Raw genomic sequence first — 12,752 nt, forward strand, 5'->3', positions numbered from 1 at the left:
TTATTGAGGTCGGTTTCGCCTCTTGTATCCTATCTGGTAAACCTAATCTTCTCAGGTTTGGTGCTCCTGATAAACTCCACCATTTCATTAAAACACTCATTATGTGCAAACAATCCTAAATTATTAGGACCATATTCCGTCTGCTGCTTTTCATGTACACTATTTTCATTCGCCGGCGCCTCCCTGGCACTAAATTCCACTACATCTCCCTTGATGTATATTCGCATAACATACACCCTACTTCCCTTATTTTTTTCTTCTGTTGTAATGAAATGAAACTCCCTGTTCATCTTGTCCGGTGTGTAACCGTAGTCAAGTAACTGCTGGCATAAATAAGTAAACAATTCTTCCCCTTGCATCGAATATGCGGCCATTATTTTCGTGGCTCCTTTAAACGGTGTGTCTTCTATGTTTTGTCCAAACGTGATACTACTGCATAAGATGAACAGGGATAATAACAGATATTTCATTTGAATGGGTTTAACCCAATTTAACATTTTTTAAACTTTTCCTTCAAGGTTACCTTTTGCTGGTTCGCAGTATAAAAAGAAAAACACATTCTTATGCGTCCTTATTGTTACCTGGTGGTCCCCGCCATGACCCTCTATGCCTGTTCTGCTGGCGGTAGTTATGAAAGCGCTTTGGACAGCGCAGTTGTACAAAATTCCAACAATTATACAAAGGCCGTGAAAGCCGCAGCAGCGGCGGGCGAAGAGGTGCCTGCACTCAATTCTCCTGCACGGAAACATGTGAGAACGGCTGATGTAAATTGCCGTGTAGCCAATGTATTTAGTGCGGCTACCACGCTTGAACATGCCACGAACAGATTCAATGGTTATGTGGTGGAAAGTACGCTTTCAAATGAATTTGGCAGCTCACAGGATATTGCTTACAAAGGCGATTCCCTGAAGCATGTACAACTCTTTACAGCAGTAGCAAATTTAACGATGAAAGTGCCTGTTGAAAAGCTGGATTCGCTTGTGAGTACGCTTACCAATGTCGCTACTTTTGTAAGTGCACGTACGTTGAAGGATGAGGATAAAACACTGGAATACCTGGGGAATTCTATGAAAAATCAGGTGCCGGCACCGGTTGTAGCAGTGACAAAAAAGTCTGATCCAATCGCTACTGCTACTTACCAGGAGACAAAAAGTAATGAAAGTATTGATCGGAAGATTGCAAATTTTGCTATCCTGGATGAAGCGAATTTTGCGACTTTGACGGTGAAATTATCACAGCCCCAGCAGGCAGATGTGCAGGTGATTGTAAACCCTGAAAGCGTGACCCGGGCAGGGTTTGGAACAGAGCTGCTGACAGCACTGGGTACTGGTGCAACAGCTCTGCGAAATGTGTTTTTATTCCTGTTGCAGTTATGGCCGTTTGTATTGTTGACCATTGCAGGTGTGGTTGGATACAAAAAAATTACGGCCAGAAAGGTAGCTGCCAAGTAATCACCAGTACTATTGTTTACAAAGAATTGGTAAGGAAGCCACCAGGTACTGTACCGGTATCTCTGGCAATCACGCCAGCGCTGCAAACAACACCTCTGCCGGATGTAACGCCGTCCTACCGGTACCATCCAATATCTGATGACGACAACTAGTACCAGGTGCAGCTATTATCACATCATCCGTTTGACTTCTTACAGCAGGAAACAAAACAAGTTCCCCAATCTTCATCGACGTTTCATAATGATCTTTATCAAAGCCAAATGACCCGGCCATCCCACAGCAACCGGAATTAATCACCGTTGCCTCATAATGCGCCGGCCATGACAGCACCTTTTTGATATAATTGACCGATGACAATGCCTTCTGATGGCAATGCCCATGGATCACGATCTTACGTGCGTCACTCCTGAAGGACTCTTTCCGGATACGGCCTTCATCCATTTCTGCTGATAAGAACTCTTCAAACAATTTAACGCGGGGTGCTAATCCTTTTGCTTTCTCTTTCAGTTCACCTGAAAGCAGATCGATATACTCATCCCTGAAAGTAAGGATGGCTGAAGGTTCCAGCCCAATCAAATAATGTGGCTGATCAATCAGGAATGATAATAGCTGCACATTCTTTGCTGCTATCGTCCTGGCTCTTTTTACCAATCCTTTGGACAAATGCGTGCGGCCGCTTTCAATATGATCTGGTATAATTACTTCGTAATCCAGTGCGGTCAGCAGCTCTATACAACGCTGCCCGATATGAACATCGTTGTAGTTGGTAAACTCATCACAGAACAGGTATACCTTGTGCTGGAAAGTTCTGCCCGCCTGTTGCTTTTTGAATTGCTTATACCATGCACGCAATGTTTGCGGTTGTAAAGCCGGAACATGGCGCTCCGGCGCCATGTTCATCATGCCTTTGAGTATGCCGGCAGTAAATTTATTGGAGAACGCGAAGTTGTATAATCCTGGCGCTATAGACGCCATTTTGCTGAGAAAAGGAAACTCCCCTATCATCCGCGCTTTCAAAGGCGTACCATTGATGTCATAATTCTGTTGCAGGTATTCTGCTTTCAGTTTGGATACATCCACACCGGACGGACATTCTGTTTTACAGCCTTTACAACTGAGACAGAGATCCATGGCATGACCAATCTCTGCATGATTGAATGCCTGCGCCGTATTGTCCTGTGCAAGGAACTGACGTAATACATTTGCCCTGGCACGGGTGGTGTCTTTTTCAAAACGGGTGGCCATATAGCTGGGACACATTGTACCACCGGCGAAATGTGTTTTACGGCAATCTCCTGAACCGGAGCATTTTTCGGCGAGCGATAAGATGCCGTTGGTTTCAGAGAAGTCAAAGTATGTCTTTACCTTGCCGCCGGCCGCTGGTTCCTTGTATCGGAAGAACTGGTCCATTGGTGGCGGATCAATGATTTTGCCAGGATTGAAGAGGTATTCAGGGTCGTACAATTGCTTTACCTGTTTGCAGCAATCATAACACTTATCCCCCATCATAAAGCGGATGAATTCCCCACGCAGACGGCCATCGCCATGCTCACCACTCAGCGAGCCTTTATATTTTTTAACGATAGCGGCCGTTTTTTCCAATACTGCACGGAATTGTTTTCTGCCTGCTTCTATTTTTAAATTGATAATAGGTTCTACGTGTAGTTCACCGGCGCCAGCATGTGCGTAGTAAGAAGCTTTCAGTTCCATAGACGCGAGCATTTGCTGCAGGTCGTCGATGTATTCAGGCAGGTTTTCAGGCGCTACTGCACAGTCTTCGATGAGGTTCACCGGCTGTGCATCGCCTTTGATATTGCGGAGTAAACCAAGACCTGATTTACGCAGGTTCCAGGCTTTATTGATATCATTGCCACGCAACAATGGATAAGCATAACCTAATTGTTTTGCTTTGACCTCGCTAATGAACGCGCTGGTTTGCGCCTGTAGTTCTTCTTCTGTGTGACACATAAACTCTACCATGAGAATGGCTCCCGGCTCGCCTTCCATAAAGAAGCGGTTTTGCTGGTGCTCAGGATGATCTTTGGTAAAGTTCATGATCACATCGTCTACCAGTTCTGAAGCGGTTACCGGGTGCCTGACAGCGATCAGGTTTACCTGGAGGGATTCTTTTACACTGGTACAATGTACGGCCACCAATCCATTTACCTTTGGCGGTGCATCCAGGAGTTTGAGTTTCGCTTCTGTCACGAATGCCAGGGTACCTTCGGAGCCGGCAATCAGGTGCGAGAGGTTGAAAGGCGCCTGGCCGCCATAAGGTGCTGTATCCAGCAGGGCATCCAGTGCATAGCCGCTGTTCCTTCTTTTTACCGTACGGGTGGGATATCCATCCCGGATGGCCTGTTGATTTTCTTTATTGGAGAGCAGGGCGTGGATAGATCTGTAAATGCGGCCTTCCAGGTTGCTGAGCAGCATTTTTTGCTGTAAGCCCTGTGGGTCTATGTCTTCAAAAATGGTGATTTCGCCGTTGCCGAGTACCACTTCTACAGCGTGAAGATTATCGCGGGTAGCACCCCAGACCATGCTGTGCAGACCGCAGGAGTTGTTCCCGATCATGCCGCCAATCATAGCACGGTTAGAGGTAGAGGTTTCCGGACCGAAGAAAAGCCCGTAGGGTTGTAAGAGTTCATTCAAAACGTCTCTTTCTATACCAGGTTCTACCCGGACCCATTTTTCTTCCTTATTGACCTCTAAAAGGCGATTCATGTAGCGGGAAATGTCTACGATCAGGCCCTGACCCACTACCTGGCCCGCCAGCGAGGTACCTGCAGTACGGGGAATAAGGGGGATTTTTTGTGTGTGGCTGAATCGGACCAACGCAGCGATATCGGCTTTGTTTTTTGGTAGTGCGACGCCCAATGGGGATTCCTGGTATACAGAGGCATCTGTCGAGTATGCCATGAGTATAGTGCGGTCCAGTGAGTCTTCCGAGAAGTAGAGATCGCCTGCCAGTTGCGGTTTGAGTTCCTTAAAAGCCTGCTTGAGTTGTTCCTTGATCATACCGTAAATTTACGGCTTCCAATTTAGAACATTCAGGCATAAAAATGCAATAAAACCTGCATAAAACTGCAAAAAAAATGGCTGCTACCTTCGGCAGCAGCCATTTTTTTGCGCGGCGGGAAGCTTTAATGGCATTCCAGGCACCTTTGCGCCGGGCGATAATCTTTCCCGGGGGGCAATCCCCTTTAATCACCATTTTATATTCTTATTGATATACGCAATCAGCTGACTCGCCATCGCCTGTTGTTCCTTTGCATTCGGATGCCCCGGGGTATCCTTATACGGGAAAAAGCAGGTATGAATCTTTGCATCATGCAATGCTGGCACCGCTTCCTTTACATATCCCGGCCATGGAGATCCCTTGCGTGTGGCATCCATATTGCCCAACGCACAAATGATCTGTGCTTTCGGATGACTGGCACGTATCTTTTTAACCAGGTCACTATAAGCTGCTACAATCGTCTTCGCATCCGGTGCCTTGTCTCCAAATTTTGCTTTGAATTGTTCATGTTCCGGTTTTGTCACCAGCCAGCTATCATTCTGAAATAAATTGATCACTACCAGGTCGGGGGTATAATTGTCGAAATCCCATTTACTGCCCGGATCTGTCGCATCCACACGGTCGTACATTTCAGACATGATGAGCGGGAACCAACTGATAAGGACTCCTATCCCGCTCTTTGCCACAAGATGGTATTCTGCATTAAAATGCCTGGCTGTGAGCGATGCATAACTGACATAAGCATTTTCATAGGGAGCAGTACCTCTATCTTTGCCACTGCTGTCTTCTACTGCATAACCACAGGTAATGGAATTGCCATAGAATTCAATTTTCCTTTTTTTAGTTACAGGTGCTGGCAGCAAATTACCATCTATTTCAAAATCATACAGCCATGATTTGCCCATCGCCCATTCCGTACGTTTAAACAGCTGTAAGGTGTGTTTCCCGTTTTTCAGTCCACTCACCAGCGTGTAGGTATGTACGGTACTGTCAGGCTGGAATTTGCTGATAACCTTCCCATCTACCACTACATTATAAAAGTTATCTCCCCGTTCGTCTTTCAGCCGTACTTTCACGCCTGTTCCTTTAAAATTTATACTTACCGTGGTGGCCGACCAGGATAGCTGGGCGCTGTTATCTGTCTGAATGACACGGCCCATATAATGAATGTGTGGATCATTGCTTTTAATAACAGTGGATTGCGCCTGTGTATGCAATTGAATCATTATCATGCATGTAAGTAACAGGCAAAAGCATTTTTTCATATCTAATGGATTTGTCGGAAAGGGAAATTAATAGAGAATCTTTAAATTTCGAAAATAAATATTTACTTTGCCGCAGTTATATATATAAAATTGTTGTTAGCTCATGAGATTTGTTAAGCAAACCGTGCTTTACTTTAAGGAGGGGACATCTGACAAAACTTACGAAATAGACCTATGTGAAACTGGCCCTGGACAATACATTGTGAACTTCCGCTACGGCAAGCGTGGAGCTTCGCTTAAAGAAGGTAGTAAAACTGCAACCCCCGTTTCCCAGGAGGAAGCTACCGCTATTTTCGATGCATTGGAAAAGGAAAAACGTAGTAAAGGATATACCGGTGAGCAGGATGGTGTGGCCACCACCGCTTATACCAGTGTTCCTGTCGACGATGTAGCGGATCCCACCCACAAAGCAATTCTGAAACGACTGGACGATGCCGTGACGGGCAAGCAATCCTTTAAAACCAAATGGTCCACATCCCGTGTAATCTGGGCAGCTGGGGAATTAAAAATTCGTGCGGCCGCACCGGTTATTCTGCGCCTGATCGAAAAAGGCAATGCCATGCAGCGTTATGCCGCTATCTGGGCATTGGGCAGGTGTGGAGATCCGGTTGCCGTGTCGTTGGTCAGCTCTTATATTGATAACAGTACATACCCGCCATACCTGCGGCAGATGGCTGCCAACGCAGTACTGCAACTTTTGACTGGCGAAGAACGTACCACTTTCATCACGCGTTTTCTGCATGCACTGCCCCCTGAGTTCCAGGAGGCGATCAACGGACAGCATATGCAGGTCCTCACCCAATTGCTGGACCAGCGGGTAATACAGCTCAATGAGGCAACCTACCAATTGCTGGAAGACCTGTATATCGTGGCGGCTGATAATATTCCTGTAAGACAGATTTTATACGCTTTATTCGCCGCTTTACCTTTACGTCCATCCTACTTCCGCCATATCCGCCATTTATACAAACAGGCAGAAATGCGGGATGACCATGGACTGACAGCACTCTTCTCGGTGCGCTTTGAAAGGGAAAGACATTTGTTCAGCACCTCGGGCAAACCACCTGCTGAACTGAAAAAGCCAATGAGTAAACTGGCATATTCTAACCGTACCCGCCGCCATTTCAGGAACAGGACACTGCGCCACCTGAAAGAACTGGGACAACGTACGGATGTGGAATATGTGAAACTGGCTACTGCCCTGTTATTACAATATGACGGGAACCTGTATAAAGAAGCCGCTTACAGCCGAAATGTTTACCAATACGATTATACAACCCGCCGCTATACTACCCGGACTATCCGTTACCCGGCTAATTCCAGTGCGGTTTACCTGAACTATATTTTAAGAGGCAACCAACCTGATTTACACCTTGTAAGCGGGAATTCCTGCTGGGAATTCAGGGATCCGGAAACGGAAAAGCCTGCAGCTCAGACTAAAGCAGCGCCACCTAAAAAGGAAGGCTTCCTCCAACAAATTTCCAATATCTTCAAAACCCCTAAAAAGGACGAAGGTATACAGCCTAAGGAATCGCTGGAAAAGGTGGTAAAAGAAAGTGAAGAACCACACAGCGATATTCCTTATCGCTCGCTCTGGCACCAGTTACCACAGGCATTTATCCAGCTGCTCATCAGCGGCAGAATGGAAGAAATTCATGCCTTTGCGTATACTGAATTACAAGCCAGCCCGCAGTATGAAGCAATCAAAGAAAAGATAGATGCCAATGTCATCGCCGGTCTGCTGATTAATCCATACCAGATTCCGCAGCGGTTCGGTTTATCACTGGCCAAAGAAAAATATAACCCGGCAGCTCCTTCTCTCCCACTCTTTGTGGCCATGATGAACAGCCCATTCAGTGAAGCCCGTGAACTGGGTATTGAATGGATCAGGGCGCATATCGGCTTCTGTTTCCAGGATACGGAATTTATTGCTGCGCTGATCTTTGCAGCTTATGATGATGTAAGACAAATTGCGATAGACCGCCTCTCCACCACGCTCCTGCCGCTGGATAAGAGCCGTGTGATAATAGGCAGAGCCGTCAGCATATTACTGGCACAGCGCCAACCAAATGAAGCGGTGTACAACCTGCTCAATAAAGGTTGCCGCGTGCTGGAGCAATACCTGGTAGCCGCATTGCAGGAAATAGATACCAAAGTCGTAGCAGACCTGTTGCAATCTGGTATTCCACCTGCAGAAGCATTTGGGGTACGCCTCTTGTTATTGCAAAAACAACCGGTTCAGTTATCTGACGAATTGATAGCAGGCATCCTTGAAAATGCCTACCAGCCTGTAAGAGAAGGTGGTATTGCAATATTAGGCAGTTTGAGCAATGATGCACTCATCACCCGCCCTGCATTGTTATTGCAGGTTTGCACCGCGTCTTACACCGATGTTCGCCAGGGCATTCGCCCGGTACTGGCAAGGCTTGTAAAGGAATACAACGACCTCGCGGTATGGTTGGTGAATGAACTCGTTCCCTTGCTCATGCGTACCGAGACTTCCGAGGGTTTGCACAATGACATTGCCAATATACTGGGCAATGAACTGGTTGGTCACCTGCACGATATTGACAAGGCCACTGCATTAAGACTTACTTATTCCAACTACCGCGCTACCCAGGCATTTGGTGTGCTGGTACTGGAAAAATATATTCCACCTGCAGCCTTAACCCTCAAACAGGTAATTGCTACCGGGAATCATGAGCTAAGAGAAGTACGCGAATGGTGCTGGCGTTTCTTTGAGCAGCAGCTTCCACGCATCCGCTACGAAAGAGATGATGCTATCGGCTTACTGGATGCGAAATGGGATGATACCCGCACATTTGCCATGCAGTTTTTCCGTACCCACTTCAGGGATGAAGACTGGACACCGGAAACACTCGTTGCCATTGCAGATAGCGTACACCCAATCGTACAGGCATTCGGCAGGGAATTGCTGACCCGTTTCTTCAAAGCAGAAGACGGTCTCAGTTACCTCCTGAAACTCAGTCAGCATCCGGGAGTAAATATGCAGACATTTGCAACCAATTACCTGGCACAATATGCTGCTGGTCAATTGGAACGTCTGCAGGAACTTGAGTTTTATTTCCGCTCTGTACTGTCCAGGGTCAATAAGGCAAGAGTAGCCAAAGAACGCATCTTTGCATTCCTGGAACAGGAATCCCTGAAATCTGATGCAGCGGCGCAATACATTGCCGGGATCATTGCACATATCTCTGCAACGGTGGCTATTGGCGACAAAGCCCGTTGTATCCGGATCATGCGCAATATTCACCAGCAATACCCTGATATTATGCTGCCTGTTCAATTCATCGCTATTCCTGAGCATTCATCTTAAACCCTGATCACATGTTATTCAATTATAGATATAGCGGCAGCACGCAGGTATATAGCAATGCTACATCAGCAGGAATTTCATTTTCACCTGATACAAGACGGGAGCCAACTTTCTTCAACGGAAAGCTGCATAAAAAACTCGCCTTCAGGGAAGCTATTTCTGCATTGCACGATGTAGTTGTGTCAGATCTGCGATTCAAGCCCAAAGATAAAACGGAGTATAAAGAATGGGCAGCGCAACAGGAAGCTGTGTGGCTGGCCGAATTCATGGGCGGGTATGATGCAGCAGCAGCCCAGCACAAAATCAAACTGATCACTGAAGAGCTGACTGCTGTAAATGCGGAGCGGGACAAACTAATGGCTCCTTATTACAAAGCCCGCCGTAATTATTTCGACTACCTGTATCAGAAAGACAGGGATGCCTGGTTTGTATTGGACCCGGTGATCAGTGTACACCCGGACGAAATCTTTTTCGAGTGCTTTAGCCAGGATGAATCGGCTTACGGCAAACTGAGCGCCAGTTACAATGTATTCAAAGAGGTCAACGAATTTCAATGTGGTACGACCAATATCGACTATTCTGCGAATCTCTATAATGAGTTCCAGAAGATCCGTGATTATAAGGAAACCACTTTTACAGTAGATCCTTCCGGCTTTGCTGTGCAAACGACAAAGGAAGAACTCTTCAAAGAAGTAAAGATAGACCTGCCTGATAGTTGGGTGAGAGGTTTCCTGCAGGTAAGTTCAGCCATGACCTTGCCCGCTGCCAGCTTTGACCTGCATCCGATGGACGTGTATAACTTCTGCCAGCAACTGCGTCGTTTCAAGGAGAAGAAAGGGCCCCGTTCCATTCGTTTCATACTGGAACCCGGTCAGCCAGTAAAAGCCATTTTTGATCCCTGGGGTACGGTGATCGTTTGCGCCAGGTCAGTATATACCGGTGCACAGCGCAGGGAGATCCGGATATGGGGCCGCCGCCGTCTCCTGATATTGGAACGGCTCATTCCTGTGGCAAAGAAATTTACTGTTCACCTTACAGGTAATGGGCTGCCTTCTTTTTATATCGCAGACCTGGGAGATATGCAGTTCACACTGGGTTTGTCCGGCTGGACGGCAAACGACTGGTCACGCTGTGGCCAATTTGACCTCATGGCGCCAAGGGGTATTGTAGATGATGCGACCAAACAGGTTATTTATGGAGATCTGCAGCAACATTGGTTTGGTACACCCGAACAGATAGCTGCACGTACAGGTACTCCCAAAGCAGCAGTACTGGCGGCATTGGGGATCTATACACAGGCAGGAAAAGCAATTTATGATTTACATACAGGTTTTTACCGGCTGCGTGAACTGAGCCGGGATCCATTGCCTTTAGATGCATTACGCTTCTCCAATCCGGCAGAAGCTGCTGCCAGCAGGATTGTGGGCAAGGTAAAGTACACCGCTAAGGAAGTACCGGGTGCCGGTTTACAACTGGAAGGTGTGGTAGCGGCACAGCATCGTTCATACCGTCCCGTTATAGTGATCGATGCAGATGAACGTATGGCGACCGCACATTGCGACTGTAATCACTACCAGATGAACAAGTTGCACAAAGGCCCCTGTGAACATATGCTGGCATTGAGAATGGCATACGAGCAGGAAAAACAAAAAGCATAAAAAAAATAGCAGGGAATAGCAGAAAATTGAAGAAAAGAAAGTACCTTTAATCCCGTAATAAAGTTTCAGGAAAACAAGGATGAATCCTGTTTTCAGAAATAAAAGTTCTTTGTAAAGAGGAAATGATTGCACTTGCGCCCGTAAAAGGGACGAATGATGTTTCGTCATTCAGGTAACATGACTATACATGCTTCACTAAATGCAATCTTTACTTTGGGAGGGGCGTACTAGTGATGAATTTACAGTACTCGCCCCAGGGGCCCTAAATTCACCACTAGTACGCCCCTCCCTGGAGTTGATTGATTTAGTCAAAGGCTTGCACGAAGGCCATTTCCTCTTTACAAAATAACTGCTCTCTCTCTCTTCTGCTCCCCTGCTTACATTCATTCATCATTTTTATCTGAACTGGAATTATGTCAGCAGGTTTGACCCGTCAACAATTATATGATAAGATCCGTGCTTCCTCCAAAGAAGAAGTAATCCTGGATGAAATGATGCGCCTTGGCTTCTGGGCGAAAAATGAAAAGGTACCTGATGTACCCGAAACATTTATTCGGAAAGAAGGTGAGCTGCGCAGAGAATTGAACCAACTCCTCAGCGAACAAGCCAAATACAGGAATAAACAACGGGTGCTCACCGACATGCGCAAAGCCCGCATGGCTGCTGCCAAAGCCAAACGTGCTGAGACCAAAAAACGGAATGAAGAAAAACGCCAGCAGCGAGCCGCAGCCTGGGCTGAGGAAAAAACGAAATCCATCGTCTACCTCGGTGAAGACGTTTCTGCAGGCTTAAATAAAACCACTTCCAATACTGAACAGTTACAACGCTTCGGCCTCCCATTGCTCCACGATGCTGTACAGCTCTCCGCTGCCATGGGTATTACCCTTGGTAAACTACGCTTCCTGGCATTTGACAGGAAAGTAGGTACCATCTCCCATTACAAACGCTTTTATCTGCCTAAAAAGTCAGGTGGCCGCAGATTGATCTCTGCTCCTATGCCACAACTGAAAGCAGCGCAGTACTGGGTGCTGGAAAATATCCTCTATAAGGTACCAAACAGTGATGCCGCACATGGGTTCGTACCCGGCAAATCTATCGTGACAAATGCTGCTCATCACGTGGGCCAGGAAGTGGTGATCAATATAGATCTCAAAGACTTTTTCCCGACTATCGAATATAAACGTGTAAAAGGGCTCTTTATTAAACTGGGTTACAGTGAACAACTGGCCACCATTCTCGGCCTCCTGTGTACTGAACCTGAAGTAGACCAGGTAGCCCTGGATGGCAGGGAATACTTTGTGGCCAATACGCCCCGCCACCTGCCGCAGGGTGCGCCCAGCAGTCCGGCCATCACAAACCTCATCTGCTATGGACTGGATAAGCGTTTTGAAGGGCTGGCAAAAAGATTTGGGTATACTTATAGCAGATATGCCGACGATATGACTTTCTCTACCAAAGGCGAACCTGCAGACAAAATAGGCCAGTTGCTCTGGTCTGTAAAACAGGTTGTAAAAGAAGAAGGCTTCCACCTGCATCCAGATAAATTGAAGGTGATGCGCAAGGGCGATAAAAGAGAGGTAACCGGGATTGTGGTAAATGAAAAACTGAGCCTGGACAGGGAAACCCTTCGTCAATTCAGGGCTTTGCTCCACCAGATTGGTGTATCAGGGTTGGCAAATAAACAATGGGGCAATGGCAACATTATCAGCAGTATGGAAGGCTTTGCCAACTATGTGGCCATGGTAAAACCTGAAACCGGCCGCCAACTGAAAGATAAACTCAAATTACTCCTGGAGCGGGACGATATTAAAGCCCAGGCACGTGCTATGATGACGGGTGCACCTGCTCCGGAAAAGAATCAGCCCAAAAAAGACGATAATAATTGGTGGAATGTGGTGTAATATCTACACTCCGCCAGAAAAAACGGGGATGTATCAAACCTATGATGCATCCCTGTTTAAACAACAATTTTCCTCCATTAACCCCTCATTAACTATTTCCTATCACAATTGAACTATTTTG

At 46.7% G+C, this 12,752-nt stretch carries 7 protein-coding genes; 4 read left to right on the forward strand and 3 right to left on the reverse strand.

The window, feature by feature from the left end; translation table 11 throughout:
• Nucleotides 1-29 precede the first annotated feature (29 nt).
• Entirely contained in the window at nucleotides 30-470 is a 441-nt protein-coding gene (locus ABDW16_RS11610; protein ID WP_343669901.1) for a hypothetical protein, read from the reverse strand.
• A gap of 93 nt (nucleotides 471-563) precedes the next feature.
• On the opposite strand from ABDW16_RS11610, the gene ABDW16_RS11615 reads away from it, so the two are divergent.
• Complete coding sequence (locus tag ABDW16_RS11615) at nucleotides 564-1,451, forward strand: DUF4349 domain-containing protein (protein ID WP_343669902.1); 888 nt, start codon at nucleotides 564-566, stop codon at nucleotides 1,449-1,451.
• A gap of 69 nt (nucleotides 1,452-1,520) precedes the next feature.
• On the opposite strand, the gene ABDW16_RS11620 is transcribed toward ABDW16_RS11615, so the two are convergent.
• Nucleotides 1,521-4,469 carry an FAD-linked oxidase C-terminal domain-containing protein gene (locus ABDW16_RS11620; protein ID WP_343669903.1) on the reverse strand — a complete coding sequence of 983 codons (2,949 nt, stop codon included), beginning with the start codon at nucleotides 4,467-4,469 and terminating at the stop codon, nucleotides 1,521-1,523.
• Nucleotides 4,470-4,658: 189 nt separating this feature from the next.
• The gene (locus ABDW16_RS11625) at nucleotides 4,659-5,696 is read right to left on the reverse strand and encodes an SGNH/GDSL hydrolase family protein (protein ID WP_343669904.1); all 1,038 of its coding nucleotides are present in this window, start codon (nucleotides 5,694-5,696) and stop codon (nucleotides 4,659-4,661) included.
• A 142-nt stretch (nucleotides 5,697-5,838) separates the two neighbouring features.
• Here ABDW16_RS11625 and ABDW16_RS11630 point away from each other — a divergent pair, with 142 nt between their 5' ends.
• The 3 genes from ABDW16_RS11630 (at nucleotide 5,839) to ABDW16_RS11640 (ending at nucleotide 12,631) form a co-directional block, all read left to right on the forward strand.
• Nucleotides 5,839-9,072, forward strand: a complete 3,234-nt coding sequence (locus ABDW16_RS11630; protein ID WP_343669905.1) for a HEAT repeat domain-containing protein — start codon at nucleotides 5,839-5,841, stop codon at nucleotides 9,070-9,072.
• A gap of 11 nt (nucleotides 9,073-9,083) precedes the next feature.
• Nucleotides 9,084-10,730, forward strand: a complete 1,647-nt coding sequence (locus ABDW16_RS11635; protein WP_343669906.1) for an SWIM zinc finger family protein — start codon at nucleotides 9,084-9,086, stop codon at nucleotides 10,728-10,730.
• A 413-nt stretch (nucleotides 10,731-11,143) separates the two neighbouring features.
• Nucleotides 11,144-12,631, forward strand: a complete 1,488-nt coding sequence (locus tag ABDW16_RS11640) for a reverse transcriptase family protein (protein ID WP_343669908.1) — start codon at nucleotides 11,144-11,146, stop codon at nucleotides 12,629-12,631.
• Nucleotides 12,632-12,752 lie beyond the last annotated feature (121 nt).

Source organism: Chitinophaga sp. (genome assembly GCF_039596135.1).
In the GTDB taxonomy this organism is placed as follows: Bacteria; Bacteroidota; Bacteroidia; order Chitinophagales; family Chitinophagaceae; genus Chitinophaga.

Excerpts from the sequence above, each read along its gene's own strand:
- ABDW16_RS11610 (WP_343669901.1), bottom strand. The coding sequence starts at position 470 with ATGAAATATCTGTTATTATCCCTGTTCATCTTATGCAGTAGTATCACG.
- ABDW16_RS11615 (WP_343669902.1), top strand. The coding sequence starts at position 564 with ATGCGTCCTTATTGTTACCTGGTGGTCCCCGCCATGACCCTCTATGCC.
- ABDW16_RS11620 (WP_343669903.1), bottom strand. The coding sequence starts at position 4,469 with ATGATCAAGGAACAACTCAAGCAGGCTTTTAAGGAACTCAAACCGCAA.
- ABDW16_RS11625 (WP_343669904.1), bottom strand. The coding sequence starts at position 5,696 with ATGATTCAATTGCATACACAGGCGCAATCCACTGTTATTAAAAGCAAT.
- ABDW16_RS11630 (WP_343669905.1), top strand. The coding sequence starts at position 5,839 with ATGAGATTTGTTAAGCAAACCGTGCTTTACTTTAAGGAGGGGACATCT.
- ABDW16_RS11635 (WP_343669906.1), top strand. The coding sequence starts at position 9,084 with ATGTTATTCAATTATAGATATAGCGGCAGCACGCAGGTATATAGCAAT.
- ABDW16_RS11640 (WP_343669908.1), top strand. The coding sequence starts at position 11,144 with ATGTCAGCAGGTTTGACCCGTCAACAATTATATGATAAGATCCGTGCT.